17 protein-coding genes, 1 tRNA gene and 1 pseudogene are annotated in these 18,579 nt (G+C 54.7%); 11 read left to right on the top strand and 8 right to left on the bottom strand.

The window, feature by feature from the left end; all coding sequences use genetic code 11:
* From LUQ43_RS09570 to pyrC, 3 genes and pseudogenes are all read right to left on the bottom strand, one after another.
* A pseudogene (locus tag LUQ43_RS09570) lies at window positions 1–135 on the bottom strand (DNA primase); the annotation flags it as partial.
* A 163-nt stretch (window positions 136–298) separates the two neighbouring features.
* Window positions 299–607, bottom strand: a complete 309-nt coding sequence (locus LUQ43_RS09575) for a DUF167 domain-containing protein (protein WP_299966795.1) — start codon at window positions 605–607, stop codon at window positions 299–301.
* Window positions 608–853: 246 nt separating this feature from the next.
* Window positions 854–2,122 (bottom strand): dihydroorotase, encoded by a 1,269-nt coding sequence (gene pyrC / locus LUQ43_RS09580; RefSeq protein ID WP_299966797.1) that lies wholly within the window; start codon window positions 2,120–2,122, stop codon window positions 854–856.
* A gap of 167 nt (window positions 2,123–2,289) precedes the next feature.
* Here pyrC and LUQ43_RS09585 point away from each other — a divergent pair, with 167 nt between their 5' ends.
* From LUQ43_RS09585 to LUQ43_RS09600, 4 genes are all read left to right on the top strand, one after another.
* The gene (locus LUQ43_RS09585; RefSeq protein ID WP_299966800.1) at window positions 2,290–3,033 is read left to right on the top strand and encodes a hypothetical protein; all 744 of its coding nucleotides are present in this window, start codon (window positions 2,290–2,292) and stop codon (window positions 3,031–3,033) included.
* A gap of 31 nt (window positions 3,034–3,064) precedes the next feature.
* On the top strand, window positions 3,065–3,301 hold the full coding sequence (locus LUQ43_RS09590) for a YwbE family protein (RefSeq protein WP_299966802.1): 237 nt from the start codon (window positions 3,065–3,067) through the stop codon (window positions 3,299–3,301).
* A 158-nt stretch (window positions 3,302–3,459) separates the two neighbouring features.
* Window positions 3,460–4,080, top strand: a complete 621-nt coding sequence (locus LUQ43_RS09595; protein WP_299966804.1) for a chemotaxis protein CheC — start codon at window positions 3,460–3,462, stop codon at window positions 4,078–4,080.
* A 94-nt stretch (window positions 4,081–4,174) separates the two neighbouring features.
* The gene (locus LUQ43_RS09600) at window positions 4,175–4,699 is read left to right on the top strand and encodes a DJ-1/PfpI family protein (protein WP_299966806.1); all 525 of its coding nucleotides are present in this window, start codon (window positions 4,175–4,177) and stop codon (window positions 4,697–4,699) included.
* A 49-nt stretch (window positions 4,700–4,748) separates the two neighbouring features.
* Here the strand turns inward: LUQ43_RS09600 and LUQ43_RS09605 are convergent, their stop codons facing one another.
* Together LUQ43_RS09605 and LUQ43_RS09610 are read right to left on the bottom strand one after the other, a co-directional pair.
* Window positions 4,749–6,560 carry a hypothetical protein gene (locus LUQ43_RS09605; RefSeq protein WP_299966808.1) on the bottom strand — a complete coding sequence of 604 codons (1,812 nt, stop codon included), beginning with the start codon at window positions 6,558–6,560 and terminating at the stop codon, window positions 4,749–4,751.
* A 131-nt stretch (window positions 6,561–6,691) separates the two neighbouring features.
* Window positions 6,692–6,774 (bottom strand) — tRNA-Leu (locus LUQ43_RS09610).
* Window positions 6,775–7,012: 238 nt separating this feature from the next.
* Between LUQ43_RS09610 and LUQ43_RS09615 the strand changes: the two genes are divergently transcribed.
* The 5 genes from LUQ43_RS09615 to LUQ43_RS09635 are packed head-to-tail and all read left to right on the top strand — an operon-like array spanning window position 7,013 to window position 13,864.
* Window positions 7,013–8,017, top strand: coding sequence for an asparagine synthase C-terminal domain-containing protein (locus LUQ43_RS09615; RefSeq protein ID WP_299966809.1), 1,005 nt, complete (start codon window positions 7,013–7,015; stop codon window positions 8,015–8,017).
* Window positions 8,007–8,276 (top strand): Asp-tRNA(Asn)/Glu-tRNA(Gln) amidotransferase subunit GatC, encoded by a 270-nt coding sequence (gatC, locus tag LUQ43_RS09620; RefSeq protein WP_299966810.1) that lies wholly within the window; start codon window positions 8,007–8,009, stop codon window positions 8,274–8,276. The genes LUQ43_RS09615 and gatC overlap by 11 nt, the downstream gene beginning before the upstream one ends.
* The gene (gene gatA, locus LUQ43_RS09625; RefSeq protein WP_299966811.1) at window positions 8,276–9,574 is read left to right on the top strand and encodes an Asp-tRNA(Asn)/Glu-tRNA(Gln) amidotransferase subunit GatA; all 1,299 of its coding nucleotides are present in this window, start codon (window positions 8,276–8,278) and stop codon (window positions 9,572–9,574) included. The genes gatC and gatA overlap by 1 nt, the downstream gene beginning before the upstream one ends.
* 1 nt (window position 9,575) lies before the next feature.
* Window positions 9,576–11,030: an Asp-tRNA(Asn)/Glu-tRNA(Gln) amidotransferase subunit GatB gene (gatB, locus tag LUQ43_RS09630; protein WP_299966812.1), complete on the top strand. Its 1,455-nt coding sequence runs from the start codon at window positions 9,576–9,578 to the stop codon at window positions 11,028–11,030.
* Window positions 11,031–11,035: 5 nt separating this feature from the next.
* Window positions 11,036–13,864 carry a DNA topoisomerase I gene (locus tag LUQ43_RS09635; RefSeq protein WP_299966815.1) on the top strand — a complete coding sequence of 943 codons (2,829 nt, stop codon included), beginning with the start codon at window positions 11,036–11,038 and terminating at the stop codon, window positions 13,862–13,864.
* On the opposite strand, the gene LUQ43_RS09640 is transcribed toward LUQ43_RS09635, so the two are convergent.
* A complete protein-coding gene (locus tag LUQ43_RS09640) occupies window positions 13,851–14,009 on the bottom strand; it encodes a hypothetical protein (RefSeq protein ID WP_299966818.1) in 159 nt (52 codons plus the stop codon). The genes LUQ43_RS09635 and LUQ43_RS09640 overlap by 14 nt on opposite strands.
* A 72-nt stretch (window positions 14,010–14,081) precedes the next feature.
* On the opposite strand from LUQ43_RS09640, the gene LUQ43_RS09645 reads away from it, so the two are divergent.
* Window positions 14,082–14,771: a phosphoglycerol geranylgeranyltransferase gene (locus LUQ43_RS09645; RefSeq protein ID WP_299966820.1), complete on the top strand. Its 690-nt coding sequence runs from the start codon at window positions 14,082–14,084 to the stop codon at window positions 14,769–14,771.
* An 8-nt stretch (window positions 14,772–14,779) separates the two neighbouring features.
* Window positions 14,780–15,541, top strand: coding sequence for an RNA methyltransferase (locus LUQ43_RS09650; protein ID WP_299966823.1), 762 nt, complete (start codon window positions 14,780–14,782; stop codon window positions 15,539–15,541).
* A 371-nt stretch (window positions 15,542–15,912) separates the two neighbouring features.
* Here the strand turns inward: LUQ43_RS09650 and LUQ43_RS09655 are convergent, their stop codons facing one another.
* The gene (locus tag LUQ43_RS09655) at window positions 15,913–16,515 is read right to left on the bottom strand and encodes a hypothetical protein (RefSeq protein ID WP_299966826.1); all 603 of its coding nucleotides are present in this window, start codon (window positions 16,513–16,515) and stop codon (window positions 15,913–15,915) included.
* 48 nt (window positions 16,516–16,563) lie between these two features.
* Window positions 16,564–17,661, bottom strand: a complete 1,098-nt coding sequence (locus LUQ43_RS09660) for a hypothetical protein (RefSeq protein ID WP_299966829.1) — start codon at window positions 17,659–17,661, stop codon at window positions 16,564–16,566.
* Window positions 17,662–18,579: the final 918 nt, after the last annotated feature.

Genomic DNA, 18,579 nt, shown 5'->3' on the forward strand with positions numbered 1-18,579 from the left:
CCGCAGGTCAAGATCTTCGCCGAGTAACCCTTCAGTCTGCCCGAATATGGCACCGACTACGTCAGGTTTCTCGACCACCCCCTCTGCAGTGAGGCTGATGTGAATAAGGTACTTGGTAGTATCCGGTGAATACAAGTAATCGCACCCCCATGTATCATGCAATGCATGTAACGCGTGATCATAGGTATAAAAGGTATATACCGCGCTGGATTACTTAAAGGTAGGGATGACTGCGACTCAACGAATCAGTTTTCGATCTCCCTGAAGCCGGCCCGGATCGAAGCAGTGACAGAATAATCTAACCTTCAAGCCGGCCGAGAATCTCATTCCGACTCATGCCCGTAACAAGAACCCGTTTGTGGGACGACGTTGCACCCGAAATGATACTCACAGATGCTGTGGGTGTACCAAGGACATCGGATATCAGTTCAATGACGGCCTTGTTCGCTCTGCCTTCAAGCGCCGGGGCAGAAACACGACAGCCGATCGTCTTTCGCCATGCATTATATCCCGCGGGAAATGTCGGTTTTTTTCCCCCTGCGGAAACTTCAATCGCAATAACCGTCCCGTTCCGGTCTTCGAAAAGTGCTTCAGAGATTCCCGACATCAGTATTTCCTGTCAAGAAGAAATGTAGCCCGGCAATAACGCACATGGATCACCAGTGGCTGCTGCCGTCCTTCACCAGTGTTTAAACCCTTGCCGGGCAATTGCCTGTCGCGCACCCGGGTTGTCCCATGGATCACATCCAGACGCATGTCAATCGATCACCCGGGGACCTATGGGTGCGCATTATCGGCACCAACACGTTGGTGCGTCAGGATAATGAGTGTTTGGGATGGTGCAAAAAGGCATTTAGCGGGGGAAAAACCCTTTCCCGGGAAACCACGCCGGCGATCCCGGGTGGAACTCCCCCTCATCATAGACCACATCGCCGCCAAGGATAACGGTGCGGGGGAAGACCGCGGGAAGCCCCGCAAAAGGAGAATAACCGCACCGGCTGTGAAGCATATCAGGATCGATCGGCACTGCGGTTTTCGGGTACAGGGAAAAATCTGCCCGGTTTCCGGGTGCAAAGCCCGCCAGAGGAATGCCCAGCAGTTCTGCCGGGGCCTGCGAGGTTTTCCGGATCACGTCGGCAAGCGGGATCTTCTTCTCCAGCACCGCGGCGAGCAGGAGCGGCACCATCGTCTCAACTCCCGGGATACCGGAAGGGGCCTTTTCGAACGGCACCTGTTTCTCACCGGAAGTGTGCGGGGCATGGTCTGACGCGATGATATCGATCCTGTCCCATACACCCCACAGGTTTTTTCGTTCCTGCTCGCTTCGCAGGGGGGGATTTACCTTCCCCAGTGTATCTTCAGGTGCGAACTGTTCACGGGAGAGAAAGAGGTGATGGGGCGTCACTTCAACGCTTCCCAGTCCCGCCGCAGCAGTGATGGACGCGTGCGTGCTCATATGGCAGAAGTGCAGCCTGCATCCCACCGTGTTGCACCGGCCCACGTCGCGAACTGCCTGCACTTCGCCAGAACAGGACCGTAACCGGTCATGGGATGACAGGTCATGATCCTCTCCACTCGCAATCTCTTCAGCATGAATGGTTGCCAGTGCGCAGCACGACTGGATCTCGCGGAGGGCTGTTGTGAGTTCTTCAGGTGTGATTGCCTCTCCGTAACTGGAGGGCGCATAGAATGTCTCGCCGAACGCCATCGCCCCGACACTCCACATCGCTTTCACGGGGGTATCAAAGGTCACCCCACTGTTGATGGCAAAACTACACAGAGAGTGGGATTTCGCCTCAAAGACACGCGCACAGAGCGCATCCGGCGTGGTGATCGGGGGAATCGTGTTCGGCTGGTCGACCACGACCGTGACTCCCCCGGCAAGGGCACTCCTGCTCCCGCTCGCCCAGTCCTCCTTGGCCGACTGGGAACCCCCCCGCATATGCACGTGCATGTCAACCGCTGCCGGAAGGACCATAAGGCCGGTACAGTCAATCGTTCGATCCGCGGGTCCGCCAGCGGCTCCGACATGCGTGACGATTCCATCCATTACGCCGATATCAGCCACGCGTCCCTCTGGCAGTGAGACGTTGCGCAGCACAATGGCACAGGATGAAGGCATACTACAAGCTTTTTCTCCGGAACATATAGGCATGCTGATGGCCGTCATGATATGCACCGACAGGTTTTCAATCCGGATAAACCAATTAGACATTCACTGGCAGTCGGGCAGGACCGATGTGGATTCACACGCAGGACCTGTGCCGGCACCCGGAGTAGTGGCAGATCATGGACAGGATTATAAAAATTACCGTGAGTCTCTTTGTGGTTATACTCGTAGCGTTTGTTGCGGTGATCGGGTATACCGGATATATTGAAAACGCATACCGGTCATCCCTCACCAGTACGTACTCCTATTCATGTACCATCACCACTGACTCCCCCCTTACCAATGTCACGTTCTTCCTTCCCGTGCCTGCAGACCGGACCGGTAATTCCCCGGTGATTGCCCAGATCAGTGCACGAGATATCACCGGGATCCCGGACACGTGGAACACCGAACTCTACGAGAGCGGAAAGTCAACGCTGGTGAAGATCACGATCCCGTCTCTGGTGCCACCCGAAGGAACTACGCCCAAAAACCCGTTTTCCATCACATTTTCCACGAATATAACGTCAAAAGAGATCATTGATACCCGGGACCCGGTGACAAACAGCGCAATGTTCCGCCCGGTGAAGGATGTCCGGGAAACCGAATGCGAAGACAGCAATGTCATTGCTTCGGGCGGGAAATGCTCTGCGTATCTCACGTCACTGTATGCACGATATGACGCGGACCCGAATGCCGCAGTTTCGATCCGGTCATCCGTAGCCGGGAAGAACCAGTGGAAGATATTCGAACCACGGGAGAACGAGTACCGGACAAGTATCTATGTGCTGATGTTTGGTCCGCAGGATGGATGGACTCTGGTGAAAGGGGACCTTGAAGATGGCATGGGAGCATACGATGCTCCCCAGGTACACTCCGGATAATTTCGTCTTTATCCATAATCCCTGACAAACCATGGACACACAGAAGAACTCACAACAGAGGACAGCAATACGGGCGGGTCTTGTCGTTGATATTATCTTAAAGTCCGATCAGCGCACCGGGCGAAAGACCCGGGGTATCGTCCAGGAGATCCTGACAAATTCAGCATTCCACCCGCACGGTATCAAGGTACGACTGAAAGACGGGCGCGTGGGCAGGGTTGCAGAGATCATCGGACCGGATACCGCGGGAATCCATGGTACTGACTGATCTCTCCATGCAGAGGATCTCACAAAATTATAAATGGTTGGATACCCTCCATCAAACTATTCTCAGGATCTCAGGGGATCTCCACAAACGGGCATGAATTGACCGGACTGGCAATGAAGTGCCCCCATGCGGATGTTTCTCCATAGGACAGGTGCCGTATGGATTTTACTCCCAAAGAGATGGATGCGCTGCAGGAAATGGCAAATATCGGGGCTGCACATGCTGCGACAACGCTTTCGCAGATGCTCGATACCCAGATCGGCATGAATGTGCCGGAGATCAATGTCGTGGATATTTCCCGGGTCGGGGAGTTCCTTTCCGATGAACTGACCACGATGGTCATCTTCGAACTCCAGGGGGATATTCCCCACGGGGGGTTCCTGGTCCTGCATTTCCCCCGGGACTCGGCAGTCAGGACGGCCAGTATCATGCAGGGATCTGCCGGTGCGGTGCACACCTTCGACGAAATGGACCAGAGCACGATCGTCGAAGTCAGCAATATCATGATCTCATCGTTTTTGAGCGCTACATCCGATCTTCTGGGTTTCATCATGCTGCCATCCCCACCGGCTTTAATCGTGGATATGGCCCATGCCGCTATCACGTCGCTGATTGCCCAGATGACCATAGAAGTCGACGATGTAATCCTCTTCCGGGTCAAACTCACCTCTGAAGAGCACAACATTGCGGGTAATATCCTGATCTTCCTGGAAGTGTCGACACTCAAACAGATCGAGGCCCGGCTTGAGGAGATGACAACATCCCCCAATACTGCATAAGACTGTTCCTGAAAAGGATTCTTGAAATTTGACAGGCAGGTACAAGAGGCCGTAATTAGCATATTCTGGAAGAACAGAAAATGATCGTGATAATATGAAAGTCCTTATTGCCATTTCCCCGGAAAAGTTCCGTGATGAGGAACTCGCCGAGCCGGTTGCAGCACTGACAAAGGCCGGAATCGCATTCGACATCGCATCAACGCGTCGCGGCACCTGCACCGGAATGCTGGGTGCGAAAGCCACAGCCACTACCTCGTTTGAAGAAGTGGATCCAAAACCCTATGATGCTTTGATCATTGTGGGGGGAAACGGGACCCCTGCACATCTCTGGGGCGACGAGCTGCTGCCGATCCTGGTGAAAAACTTCCGGGCCTCGGGAAAGGTCGTTGCCGCTATATGTCTTGGGCCGATCGTCCTTGCACGTGCTGGCATATTAAAAGGGATAAAAGCCACGTACTCGGAGAATCCCACGGCATTCCGCGAGATGAAAGCCGGGGGGGCAGTACTCGTCAACCAGCCGGTTGTGGTGGATTCACGGATTATCACGGCAAACGGCCCGTCTGCATCAAAGGCCTTTGCCGAGGCAGTCATAAAAACACTGACTGCGGTGGAGTGGTAATATTTTCCCTGCCCGGGCACGTAACCCGGGCACTCTTTTTTAATACCCGTTACGGCGGGTGCGTAGTACCCTGAGCCGTTGTGGCAGAACCATCGTTCAGATCGCACACGATTATCCAGAAGACCAGCGCCAGCAACCCGAACTTGATGGTATAGAAGAGGAAGGGGAGGCTTGGGAGGGAGCCGGTAAGAACCGTGTAGCTGGTCACTGCATCGTATCCTTCATTGAACGGCGCATAGATAATCCCGAAGAGTACGGGAGTCTCCAGGTACAGGATAACCTGAACTGCATAAAAAAGCAGGATCCGACGGGGTGTTTTTGCCAGCAGCAGCGAGAGGAACGGGACCAGCCAGATGATATAATTGGTTGAGAAGACCTTGTTCGCGAGGATAAAGGTAAAGATGGCGAGAAAGATACAGCCAATCAGGGCTTGTGGCCCGGAATCAAGGTGCCGGTAGTACCAGTACAGCAGCGCAAGTTCACCGGCAATCATGAGCAGGAGCGAGAGTGATCGGAACAGTTCAGCGTGAATGAGGAATGTTGAGACTGCGTCCAGGTAGTATATGGCGCTGTTCACTTCCGGCATCCTGCCCGCGTGGATCGTATAGGTTTTAAGAAATTCCCCGGTATTGATGAGGAGGAAGGGAACGAGGGTGATGAGCACCAGGACACCCGAGAGGAGGAGTGGCCGGGCAAAATCCCGCCATTGTTTACCGGTTTTTATTCCATGGAGCAGGTAATAGGGAAACGCAATCGCCGGGTACCATTTTGTCAATGCGCCAACCGTTGCCATAAGGAAACCGGCTAACTCGTTACGATACAGGTACATCCAGAGCGAGAGCAGGAGCAGGAAGGACGGGACGACATCGTAGGTAATCGGGATAAAGAATGCTGCGGAGATCGCGGTTGCGTAGAGCAGCCCGCACAGGAATGCCCGGTCTTTCCCCCAGAGTCTTCCGGCAATCGAGTACACCAGTACCAGTACTGCCATGTCAGCCAGGATCATGAGAACAGACCAGGTGAATATGAATACCAGATAACTCTTGATGATCAGTACCGGGACGAGCGCGATAAGGAGCGGGATGAAGAAGAACTGAGGATAGGGAACATAATAACTGGAATAGGGGATCTGTCCCCAGGTCAGCGATGTTGCATACCAGTAATACAGGTTCGTATCCCCGAGGATAACGTTCAGCGGGATGTTGGGCAGCAATCCCGAGAAGAAAGCGGTGAACCGGACAATAATGGCGATCAGGACCAGGGTTGAGAGTTCACACAACACGGCCGGTTCGGCGTATAAGGTGAGGCGCGACCAGAGACCCTTCGGGCGCTCCGCTGTTTTCCCCCGGATCGTTTTTACCGGAACGGGCAGAGCAGGTACGCTGCCTGTATCCGAACCGTGCTGGGTATAATACCCCCAGATACCAAGGATAAAAAACAGGGGGATGCCAACGGGAATGCACAGGCCGCCCGGGCTGTTGAGGAGCATGCCGTACTGGACCAGATCGGCGATGAGGAAGAGAGATCCGCATACGGGCAGCAGCAGGGAATTGTTCCGGAATATCCCCGGCTTCTCCATCAGGACCGCCGATACCGTGACAATAAAATATCCTATGAGGAGAAGGACGGCCAGCGCCCAGAGCAGATAGGCGACCGCATTGTTTCCGGTAATAAGTCCCGCGGAGACGAGAGAGAGATCCTGCGAAAGGGAAACCAGACTCTCCCCGCCGGCGGTCACCTGGTACCGAAAGAGACCCCACTGTATTCCGGTGCCAATCCCTCCACCGAGGAGATAGATATTGAGGGGGATCAGGAGCAGCAGCGAGGGAAGGAGGTACACAGGATGCCGCATTTCAACCATAGGAACGTAATCACCCGGTTAACCTGAATGTATCTTGAACATATCGGATTTGCGGGACTCTCTTTTAGGGGAGCCAGACATCCCGGAACCAGAGAACCGTGTGATGGAGAAAATACGAGGGTGAAAACAGATGGGAGGAATGGGATTCGAACCCATGAACCACTAAGGACCGGATCTTAAGTCCGGCGGAGTTGGCCAGCTTTCCTATCCTCCCGCTCGCGGCCGTTATACCATTTTCACGACAAGAACTTCAGGCCGGTACCGTTGACCGGTGCATCTGCCCTCGCGCTCTCCAATAATTGATTCTTGTATGCAAATAAAGATTCCATCGTTTCCGGCATCAGGATCCCCAATCAGAGAGAATTATCATTGTCACGGGGAAGAGACGTAAAAGATATGTTTTATAGGATTGCCGGGGCACTCATGTGTGAACGAGTGCACGTGACATCCCCATGAGTACAGTTATCCTATCCGGCTGGATCGAACAAAACGGGCATCGGATCAGTCCCGATGCCCTCGAAGAGATCATCGCGAACAGTCCCGAAGAGATCCTCCGATGCGGCGGGGAGTTCTTCCTTGCATGGAATGGGTGCACCGCCCGGGACCATTTCGGCATTATGGAAGGCACCGGACCCAAAGGGATGCTCACCTGCAATGGGGAGATGAGAGGGGAGATCAATCCCGAAGTACCGGATATGCCCCTTGAAGAAGCAATCGTCACCGCGGTGCAGCTCCGCAGCGATGAGGGGGTCGTGGCACTCTCAGGTGGCGTTGACTCAACGCTGGTTGCGTGCCTCGCGAAACGTGAGTGCATCGCAGTCGGGATTGAGAACTCCCATGACCTGAAGCAGGCGCGACACGCGGCAGAGATCCTCGGGCTCTCATGCACGTATGCAACGATAACCGAGGCTGACATCGAGGATGCCCTCCCCACGGTGGTTGCAACAATCCCCAGAAAAGATCCGGTCAGCACCGGTATCGCGCTCACCCAGTATTTCATTGCCCGATGCGCCGGGGAGCAGGGGTACCATCGTATCATCACCGGCCAGGGCGCCGACGAACTCTTCGGGGGATATACCCGGTATCTTGAAAGCACCACGCTCGAAGAAGATCTCGCACGCGACTTTGCCGGTCTCGAGGCACAGGCGCGTCGCGACCAGGCAATCGCTGCCCTTCATGGCACGTATCTCTCGATGCCGTATCTGGATATCCGGGTTGTGCGCGCTGCACGGAAAATCCCCGCTGCCAAAAAAGTTACCAGCGGCCGGCGGAAAGTTCCCTTAAGGGAGGTCGCAGAGCGCTACATTTCCAAAGATCTCGCATGGTACGAGAAGAAAGCCATGCAATACGGGAGCGGGATCTGGCCGACCCTCCGGAAGCTGGCCCGTAAAAATGGTTATAAAACGTCCGTGCAAGATTACATAGACCAGATAATCAGGGTGGAACATGGTCACTGAAAAAGACGTACAACATATCGCAGAGCTGGCCGACGTCGGCGTCAGTTCAGGGGAACTGGGCACCTTTACGCACCAGTTCAATGCAATCATCGAATACTTCGATATCCTCGATCGTGTTGAGGGAAAATGCCCGGTCACGCGCGATCTCTTTAATATCCTGCGCGAAGACGAAATCGAACCTTCACTCCCGCAGGAAGAGGTGCTGCGCAATGCACCGGCAAAGGAAGACGGGTTCATCAAGGCTCCGAGGGTGATGTAGTGAGCGGCGAGATTGCATTCAACCCGGATGATAAGTACAACGCCTTTCTGACAACCTGCAGGAAAGCCCCCCACGGAACCGGTAAACTGGCCGGAGTCGCAGTTGCGGTCAAGGACAATATATCGACACTGAATATCGAGACCACCTGTGCGTCAAAGATCCTCAAAGGCTACATTCCCCCCTATGATGCCCACGCGGTTGGACTCCTGAAATCCGAAGGAGCAGCGATCGTCGGCAAGACCAACATGGACGAGTTCGGGATGGGGACCACCACCGAGAACTCAGGGTTTGGCCCCACTCTCAATCCCTGCGACACCACGCGGGTTCCCGGAGGATCCAGCGGAGGCAGTGCCGCAGCAGTTGCAGCAGGCATGGTACGTATGGCGCTCGGTACCGACACCGGGGGTTCCATCCGGTGTCCCGCGGCATTCTGCGGGATTGTCGGCCTGAAGCCCAGTTACGGCCGGGTCTCCCGGTACGGGCTTATCGCGTACTCAAATTCCCTCGAACAGATCGGCCCCATGGGAAAGACCGTAACCGATGTCTCCACCCTCATGGGTGTCATCGCGGGATACGATCGCCACGACACCTCCTCACTGAATAAGCCGTACAACCATACCCCCAAAGCGGATATCAAAGGCCTGCGGATCGGCATACCGCAGGAGTACTTCGGCAAGGGTGTTGACTCACAAGTTGCGGCGGTCGTAAAGAAGGCAATCGGACGGCTCGAAGAACTCGGGGCAACCACCGTCCCGTGCAGCATCCCCTCCATGGAATACGCGCTCGCAGCGTACTATGTTACCTGTACCTGCGAGGCCAGTTCCAACCTTGCCCGGTTCGACGGGGTCCGCTATGGTCCTGCCGCAGACACGAAGAAGTCGTGGCACGATGCCTACCAGGAAGTCAGAAGTGCGGCGTTCGGGCCGGAGGTCCGGCGCCGGATCATGCTCGGCACCTTCGCACTCTCCAGCGGGTATTATGGCAAGTACTATGCAAAGGCACAGATCGCACGGGAGAATATCAAAGCAGATTTCAACCGCATCTTTGCCGATGTCGATGTGATCGCAGGGCCGACCATGCCCACCATCGCGTTTAAACTCAAAGAGAAGAGCGACCCGCTCTCCATGTACCTTGCCGATATCCTCACGGTGCCGGCAAACCTCGCGGGGATTCCTGCCATTTCAGTACCCTGTGGAAAATCGGAGGGTATGCCGGTCGGACTCCAGATCATGGGCCGGATGTTCGATGACGAGCGTGTGGTTGATGTTGCCTATGCCTACGAACAGGCGGTGAACTGATATGGTTGATGCTGAAGATCAGGTGATTGTCGGGCTTGAAGTCCACTGCCAGCTGGATACGAAGAGCAAGCTCTTCTGCGGCTGTTCCACCGATTACCGGAGCGACGGGCCCAACACCCACGTCTGCCCGATCTGTCTCGGGCTGCCCGGCGCGATGCCGGCTCTCAACAAGAGGGCAATCCAGTACGCGATGAAGGTGGCAAAGGCCCTGAACTGCGAGGTATTAAACGAATCCGAGTTCTCGCGGAAGAACTACTTCTATCCCGACCTTGACAAGGCCTACCAGATCACCCAGTACGACAAGCCGCTTGCAGAGGGCGGATACGTTGAGATCGAGAGCGACGAGGGGGGAGAGAGGAAGATCCGTCTCACCCGTATCCATGTCGAGGAAGACCCGGGCCGGCTCGTCCACATGGGCAATGTCGAGCGCGGAAAATACTCTCTCGTGGACTATAACCGTGCGGGTATCCCGCTCATCGAGATCGTCTCCGAGCCGGACATGCGCTCCCCGAAGGAGGCACGGAAGTTCTTAAACAAGCTCCGTGCAAAGCTCGAGTACCTCAGTGTCTTTGACTCCGAGAAGGAGGGATCGCTCCGTGTCGATGCCAACATCTCGATCAAAGGAAACGAGCGCGTGGAAGTCAAGAATATCACTTCCTACAAGGGTGTGGAAAAGGCGCTCCTGTTCGAGGTGACCCGGCAGAAGAACCTGATCCGGCGCGGACAGAAGATCGAGCGCGAAACCCGGCACTACCTCGAAGCCCGGGGTGTCACCCAGTCAGCCCGGAGCAAGGAGCAGGAGAACGACTACCGCTACTTCCCCGAACCGGACCTCCGCCCCCTCCGCGTGAAATCCTGGGTTGACGGTATCATCCTCCCGGAACTTCCGGACGCCCGCCGCGAGCGGTTCATTGCAGAATACGGCTGCTCGCTCAACCATGCCCGCACCCTCACCGGCGAACTGAAACTCGCCAACTTCTTCGAGAAGGTTGTAGCATCTGACAAGGCAGGACTCGCCCCCCTGGCCTCTACCTGGATCGCCGACACCCTGATCGGGGAACTGAACTACCGCGATATGAGCCTTGACAAGGTTGAACCGGCGGCCATGACCGGGCTTGTCCTCCTCTTAAAAGCAGGTACCATCACCGATAAGAGCGGGGTTGAGGTGCTGCGGGTAATGCTCGATCAGCGGCTGAAGAACGAAACCGTTGAGACTCCGGATGCCATCGTGAAGCGCCTCAATCTCGCCAAGACCACCGGGGATTCCGGGGCCATTGCGGCTGCGGTCGAAGCCGCGATCACCGAGAACCCCAAGGCCCTTGAAGACTACCGGGCCGGTAAGGGCGGTGCGCTCAATTTCCTCGTGGGACAGGTCATGAAGAAGACGCGGGGAAAAGCAGACCCCGCCGAACTGAACCGGATGCTCACCGAAGCGCTGAAGAAAAGGGAGGCGTAACACCCGTGCACCTGATCGTTGCGGAAAAGAACATCTCGGCCCGGCGTATTGCCGAGATCCTCTCGGAAGGAAAGAAGGTCGTCGAGCAGAAGGATGCCGGTGTCTCCACCTACCATTTCGGGGACACGACAACCATGGGTCTCCGGGGCCATGTCGTGGAGATCGATTTCGAACCGGGATACTCCAACTGGCGCAGCGAATCGTCAACCCCCCGGAGCCTCATCGATGCAAAGACCATCAAGATCCCGACGGAAAAGAAGATCGTCTCGCTGCTCCATAAACTGGCGCGGAAGGCAGACCGCGTCACCATTGCAACGGATTTTGATACGGAAGGGGAACTGATCGGTAAGGAAGCATTCGAACTTGTCCGGGCCGTCAACCCGAAGGTCAAGATCGACCGTGCACGGTTCTCCGCCATCACTGCGCAGGAACTCAAGGCAGCATTTTCCAACACCACCGAACTCGACTTTGCGCTTGCCGCTGCCGGGGAAGCACGGCAGTCCATCGACCTCATGTGGGGCGCATCCCTCACCCGGTTCATCTCGCTTGCCGCCCGACGCGGGGGCCAGAACATCCTCTCGGTAGGCCGGGTCCAGACCCCGACCCTCTCCATGATCGTGGACCGGGAGAAGGAGATCGAGGCGTTCGTGCCGGAGAAGTACTGGCAGCTCGCACTCGACTTCGAGAAGAAGGGTGAAGTGATCGAGGCCCGGCACACCAACGGCCGGTTCCACGAGAAAGCGGTGGCCGAACAGGCACGGGATCGCACCAAGTCGCCCCTTGTTGTCAAGGAAGTCAGGACCGGGACCAAACAGGACCGGGCCCCGTCACCGTTCGACACCACCACGTACATCGTTGCAGCAGCACGGCTCGGGCTCTCAGCGGCGAATGCGATGCGCATTGCCGAAGACCTGTACATGAACGGTTTCATCTCGTACCCGAGAACCGACAATACCGTATATCCCCCATCGCTCGATATCGACGGTATCTTAAAGACCCTCCGTGCGTCACCCTTCAAAAAAGACGTTGAATGGGTGATGGCCAACCGCCGCCCGGTCCCGACTCAGGGCAAGAAGTCCTCGACCGACCACCCCCCAATCCACCCCACGGGTGCTGCCACAAAGGAGCAACTCGGCGACGATGCATTCAAGGTCTATGAGCTTGTACTCCGGCGCTTCCTCGCCACCCTTGCGCCCGATGCAATGTGGAAGACCCTGAAGATCCTCTTCGATGCAAACGGGGAGGAGTACACCACCACCGGCGGGCAGCTCACCGAACCCGGCTGGCACACGGTCTACCCGTTCAGCGAGGCACGCGAGACACTCCTGCCGGAATTCGTCACGGGGGAAAACCTCCCGATCAGGAAGGTCATCCTTGATGAGAAGGAGACCCAGCCCCCCGCACGCTACACGCAGAGCAAACTCATCCAGCGGATGGAAGAGCTCGGCCTCGGCACCAAGAGTACGCGGCACGAAGTGATCGCCAAGCTCGTATCCCGGAAGTACGTTGAGGGAACACCCCTCCGCCCGACCCTGGTAGGCCGGGCCGTAACCGAGACGCTCGAACAGCATGCCGACGCGATCACCAAGCCCGTCATGACCCAGACCATCGAAGCGCACATGCAGCTGATCAAGCAGAGCCAGCGGACGCGGGAGGACGTGATCAAGGAATCCCGTACCATGTTGCACCATGCGTTCGACCAGCTCGAGGCGAACGAGGAACTGATCGGCAATGATATCCGGGACCGGACCGCAGAGGAGATGAACCTCGGAAAATGCCCGGTCTGCGGCGGGACGCTGGCCATCAAGCACCTCCGCGGCAACACGCAGTTCATCGGCTGCTCGCGCTATCCTGACTGCAGCTTCAACATCGGCCTGCCCATGGCCCAGTGGGGTTTTGCCGTACGCACCGATGAGAAATGCGAGAAGCACGGTCTCAATTTCGTCCGGCTTATCCGTAAGGGTGCCCGCCCGTGGGAGATCGGCTGCCCGCTCTGCCACCAGATCACCTCCAACCGGGAATCGCTCGAAGAGATCCCGTCGGCCGACAAGGCACTCGTGGATAAAATCCAGGCCAGCCACATTTACACCGTAGCAGAGCTGTCGCGTAGTACACCCGAAGACCTTGCAAAGAAACTCGGGCTGCCACAGGACCGGGCCGTAACCATCATCCACGACGCCGGCCTCGTGCTCGAAAAACTCCGGCGCCGCTCGGAGTGCCGCAAGTTCATGCGCGAACGCATCATCCCGAGGAGAGGGCGCAGTTCGGCAAAGATCCTGACCGCTCTCAAGGAGGCCGGCATCACCGAACTCTCCCGCCTTGCAAAGGCAGACAGCGCAGTGCTGAAGAAAGCGGGAGCCAGCGATGCAGAAGCAGAGCAACTGATTGCCGATGCCCGGATCGTATACCACAGCAAGGTGCTCAAAGAGATCGGCATACCGGCCGTGAGTCTGAAAAAATACATCAATGCCGGCATCATCGAACCCGAAGCATTCTGTGCCCAAAAGCCAGAAGCGCTCAGCGAGAAAACCGGAATGTCACTCTCAACGGTCCAGAAGCACGTTGAGAAGGTCTGTGCATATCTCAAAAAACCCGTCCCGAAGAAGATCTCAAAACTCCAGAACGAGCGCGGCAGGAAGGAACTCCTTTCTATCAGCGGTCTTGGTGCGTCGGCGGTCGAGAAGATGTTCAAGGCAGAGATCATCAACGGCGATACACTCCTTGCCGCCGATCCCGTAAAAACTGCTGCCGCAACCGGCATCCCGGAGCAGAAGATCCGGGACTACCAGAACGTTCTCAAAAGAAAGAAGGATACCGCAGTCATCCAGATCTGATTCGCGGGAGGGTATCTCTATTTTTTTGCGCATGTTCGATCGCGACCCGCAGGTCGTTGTCCTCGAACGGCTTGACCATGAACCCGTCAGGCTGCGTAGCCTTTGCCCGTTCAAGGTTGGGACCATCCGAATGAGTGGCATACACGACAGGGATATTGAATCATCAGGAGAGGTATCCGGTATATGTGGATGAAGCACTAATGGTACACTGATTCTGATGAAATGGAAAGACTGGGTGCACGTAACCAAACTCGATCCGGATAAACACCTGAAGAGTGAAGACATTGAGGCAATTGCTGGCAGCGGTACCGATGCCATCATGCTCTCAGGCACCCTGAACGTGACAAAGGAAAATCTTGCAGAACTCTTAAAGCAGGTCAAGACATACGATCTGCCGCTCGTCATGGAACCGGCCGGGCCGGAAGCCGTGCTCATGCAGGGGATCGATTATGTCTTTGTCCCCAGCGTGATGAACACCACCGATGTCACGTGGATTGTCGGGAAGCACAAGGCATGGGTACAGATGTGCCAGGGGAAGATCCCCTGGGGCGACACTATCGTACCCGAGGCATACATCGTGCTCAACCCGGCATCTTCCGTAGGGAAAGTGACAAAAGCGATCTGTGACCTCAAACCGGAGGAAGTCGCAGCCTACGCGGCCGTTGCCGACCATTACTTCCATTTCCCGATCGTCTATATCGAGTACAGCGGCACGTTCGGCAACCCTGCAATGGTGAAGGCCGCATCGGAAGCCATTGACAAATCCATCCTCTACTATGGCGGCGGGATCAACTCCGCTGAGAAAGCAGCACAGATGGCGAAATACGCGGATACCATCGTTGTCGGGAATGCAGTCTACGACCAGGGCGCATCCGTCCTGAAGGCGACCGTGGACGCGGTCCAGTAATTCTTTTTATGCCCGAGATCGACATCGTCCTCGTTGAACCGCTCTACGATGGCAACGTGGGGTTTGCCGCACGGGTGATGAAGAACTTCGGGTTCACCCGGCTTGTGCTCATCAACCCGTGCAAACTCGGCGAGGAGGCGAAGGGCCGGGCATCCCATGCGCAGGATGTGCTGAAAAATGCTGATGTCTGTACCATTGAGGACGTATTCAGCCGGAGCAACATTGTCATCGCTACGACTGGAGAGGTGAGCAAGTCTGCCTGCCATGCGATGCGGATGCCTTTTTATTCGCCCAAGGAACTCCGCGAGCGGATCAGGGACGTGGACGGCCGGATCTCGATCCTGTTCGGGCGGGAGAACTGGGGGCTCAACAACGATGAAGTAAAGCGGAGCGACATGATCTGCACCATCCCGACCCATGAGATGTACCCGATCCTCAATCTCTCGCACGCGGTGGGGGTGGTCTGTTACGAACTCGCGAACCTGCCGCTGCCGGAGATCCGGCTCGCTCCTCCGCAGGATATGGAGTACCTGTACCGGCACGTTGACCGGTACCTGGATGAGATCCATCACCCGGATTTCAAGCGGGAGAATACCATGACCCTGATCCGCAGGGTTCTCGGGAGGGCGAACCTGACAACCCGCGAGGCCAGCACCCTTCATGGCCTGCTGCGCAGGAGCGAATGGCATATCGATCCCACGCTGCTGGACCGGGACAAGACGGGGAAGGGGAATTTAATAGAATTTCGTGAGGATGAAGAGAAGCGGTAGGCAGGTATCCTCTCCACCTGCACTGGCAGATGACGACCGGGGAGGGACATTATCGAATGGTTTCCGGGCCAGACGATTGTCTTCACCAATGCCCTGGCAAGATCGCTGGTTCAAGGCTGGACCGTTATGCGAGACCGACCATCTCCTGGGTTTCGGAGGGGACGGGGGGGGCCGGGCCGGAATTGCCGAATATTATTCCGGGCAGATGCACCTTTATTTCCGGAAACTCCAATGAGAACATTGTACATAAAAAAATCCCGGAAAATACCCTCAAAGTGCCCGGAGTCCCCGGAAACTTCCGGTTCCGGAATAGCCTCGTCTCGTACTATGTCTAAACCCCGCCATTGCCTCTTAACGAGAATGACGCAAGCTCAACCCGACCGGCACTTCTGAATGAACATTATACAGAAAATGAGGACAATAAGTCCGAACGGATCCAAGTATAATGCGGATTGTTGTGTCGGACTCGTCTCTGATACCCTGAAGGAAATACCTGGTGAGGAACAATTAGTTGTAGCGGATGGCTTCTCATATACCGAGAACATGGCATCATCTTCCGCATCGGACTGATACGATGAAACAACAACTCTGTATTCATCCGGTTTAAAATCCGAAAGATCAACCGGATAAGACCAGATATTTTTTCCATAGGGTCCTTCTTTAATCGTCACCCTCCCCGCGGATCCGCTATAGATCGTACCCTTGATACTACGTGTCTGATTCAGCGGATAGATCTCGGCAAGGAGTTCATTGCCCGACGAGATATTTGTTGTTCCAGAAATTGTGAATGATTCTCCGATATAATGTGTGTCATTGGGCTGTGAATCGATCGTGATCCAATAGCCTTCCGGAGAGTAAACAGTTGGCTGAGATGAGGCAGGTGGAAAAACCAGGAACAGAATACCTGCAGTTATGAGAAGCAGCAGGATTTTTTTTGCCCCAATAAAATAATCATATTTTTTTTCAGATTTCATATATTCCTCGATTCCAGTTAATTAGTTAAAAAAATAAAAAATTTAAAATTATGGGTTGGCCGTATGCAGTGTGACTGAGTTATAGGGATAGGATGAGATCACATTAAGACCACTTGTACTCTTCGTCAATCCGTAGAGATTAATCCAGTAATCCCGATAGTCCGCCGTTACTGATTTTGTAATTGAAGAACCAGATGGGTTCTGTAATACAAAGCTCGAGAATGTTGTCGTACCTGGAAGCTTCGCATCTCCAAGAGTATTGTAACATTCAAGAACAACATCCGGGTAAATATTCGTGTTGGGTAGATAGCCACTTATGCCGAGTGCGGTAGCGCCCCCGGTTGTTGTGTCTGAGAACGTAATTGACCATGCCCCACTATTATAACTCATGAGTCCGGTGATAGTATCTCCTACATTGACATTTATCAACGTTGAATGGTATTCATCACTGCTTGATACAGCCCAACCGGCGCCTCTCCAGGATTGTACCGAATCTCTTCCCCAAGTTAAAACCGGTTGAATAATTTTTTCTGAATTGCGAAGGCTGTTGAATAAATAAATTACCTGAGATCCCTCTGTTGGTGGTTCCGATGGAACATTCCAGTTTGCAGAAAACCGGCCGATATTTTGTTGAGATGCCATTTGAGCAGATTCAATCCAATGGTCGGGCAATCCGGGCACCGGTGTTTTTTTCTGGCTGTTATCGATAACGGTTAACAGTAATCTGTTGCCATTTGTCACGTATGTTGTTCTTTCCCCGTCGAAGGTAATCATCGACCCTGAGGGTACTTCATGAACATGGGTTGATGGCTTCATTCCATTCGGGGTCGAAACCATGGATGACCTAGCATCGTCCATAACTATGATCTGCCTACCGAATGAATCAAAAACCCGAGTAATTCCTTCTTCCGAATGATCAATGATTGATCCTTCAGGGATTGTGTACACATTATCGCCTTTGACAGGACTTAACTCGGCATTAATGTTCACTATCTCTTGTGAATTATCAATGTTCAATTGTGGAGTACTGAATTTGCTCACATCCACTGCAACCCGATTATCATCCGCCGCACTCACCATCGGTACCATTACCATCGCTGCCACTAAAAGTGCCAGCAGCATGGTGATCAATTTCAAACGTTTCATTTGTTTCCATCTCCTTAGTTTTTCCATACGCTACGCTCGAAAGGCACGGGAAAATCTTCATAGGAGGAGAAGATAATAATCACATGCCTACGGGCGGGACCGGGTTCAACACAGTTTTGTCGCTTGGTGACCCCGTCCTTTCACTTTTCCGGGACAGCCTCCGGCTGTCCACAATAAGCGATCGATTAAAAAATATTTAGGCTCTCTGTCCCAATAATCGAACTGGCAGTTTGAGGATGCGGACAGAAATCATATATTTGCGTGAACTCAAAACCCGGAGTGAATGCCATAAAGGTATTCCGGGGTCTCACCATTATCCCAGTCACATCCCGTGGGACCTCGTTCAAATAATTCCAATGAATTCGTCTCATGTTTCACCAGCCTTTTCCACGATTGCTAACTCTCCCAAAATCCCCGGTAAGTGCCCATCCCATTGCCCGTTCCTGTCCCAGCAATTGCCAAACGGCATGCGATCGCCGGCTCAAAACTGGGCCGTCACGCGAGACCCGGCCAGCCCCCCGGGTTTCAGAGGGGGGGCTCGGAGCCGGAAATAATTGAACAGACCCTGGTTGAAAAAAAAATCAACCCTTACCCGGAAATTTTCAATCGACCCCTCAGCCCCTGCCTGAAAGCCGCGTGCCGATCAACCGGACTTTACCAAAAAAATTTCAACCGGACTTTGATTGAAAAATTTTGAGCAGACCTTGCCGGGAAAATTTCAAGCGAACTCTGCCGCACATTTTTTACAAGGAATTCAAAGTATAATTGTGCACCTGGTGCGTGCACAATCTAGTTTTCGATACTCGGCACGTTCATGTACCGGCAATTGCCAAACGGCATACGATGACCGGCCCACGGCGGGATAACGCGACCACACGGAAAACCGGGCCGGTAAAAAGCGGTAACGTGAAAATTCAT

Source organism: Methanoregula sp. (genome assembly GCF_028679125.1).
In the GTDB taxonomy this organism is placed as follows: domain Archaea; phylum Halobacteriota; class Methanomicrobia; order Methanomicrobiales; family Methanospirillaceae; genus Methanoregula.

Excerpts from the sequence above, each read along its gene's own strand:
- gatB (WP_299966812.1), top strand. The coding sequence starts at position 9,576 with ATGGTTGATGCTGAAGATCAGGTGATTGTCGGGCTTGAAGTCCACTGC.
- LUQ43_RS09615 (WP_299966809.1), top strand. The coding sequence starts at position 7,013 with ATGAGTACAGTTATCCTATCCGGCTGGATCGAACAAAACGGGCATCGG.
- LUQ43_RS09585 (WP_299966800.1), top strand. The coding sequence starts at position 2,290 with ATGGACAGGATTATAAAAATTACCGTGAGTCTCTTTGTGGTTATACTC.
- LUQ43_RS09645 (WP_299966820.1), top strand. The coding sequence starts at position 14,082 with ATGAAATGGAAAGACTGGGTGCACGTAACCAAACTCGATCCGGATAAA.
- LUQ43_RS09590 (WP_299966802.1), top strand. The coding sequence starts at position 3,065 with ATGGACACACAGAAGAACTCACAACAGAGGACAGCAATACGGGCGGGT.
- LUQ43_RS09650 (WP_299966823.1), top strand. The coding sequence starts at position 14,780 with ATGCCCGAGATCGACATCGTCCTCGTTGAACCGCTCTACGATGGCAAC.
- LUQ43_RS09575 (WP_299966795.1), bottom strand. The coding sequence starts at position 607 with ATGTCGGGAATCTCTGAAGCACTTTTCGAAGACCGGAACGGGACGGTT.
- LUQ43_RS09655 (WP_299966826.1), bottom strand. The coding sequence starts at position 16,515 with ATGAAATCTGAAAAAAAATATGATTATTTTATTGGGGCAAAAAAAATC.
- LUQ43_RS09660 (WP_299966829.1), bottom strand. The coding sequence starts at position 17,661 with ATGAAACGTTTGAAATTGATCACCATGCTGCTGGCACTTTTAGTGGCA.
- gatC (WP_299966810.1), top strand. The coding sequence starts at position 8,007 with ATGGTCACTGAAAAAGACGTACAACATATCGCAGAGCTGGCCGACGTC.
- pyrC (WP_299966797.1), bottom strand. The coding sequence starts at position 2,122 with ATGCCTTCATCCTGTGCCATTGTGCTGCGCAACGTCTCACTGCCAGAG.
- LUQ43_RS09595 (WP_299966804.1), top strand. The coding sequence starts at position 3,460 with ATGGATTTTACTCCCAAAGAGATGGATGCGCTGCAGGAAATGGCAAAT.
- LUQ43_RS09600 (WP_299966806.1), top strand. The coding sequence starts at position 4,175 with ATGAAAGTCCTTATTGCCATTTCCCCGGAAAAGTTCCGTGATGAGGAA.
- LUQ43_RS09605 (WP_299966808.1), bottom strand. The coding sequence starts at position 6,560 with ATGGTTGAAATGCGGCATCCTGTGTACCTCCTTCCCTCGCTGCTGCTC.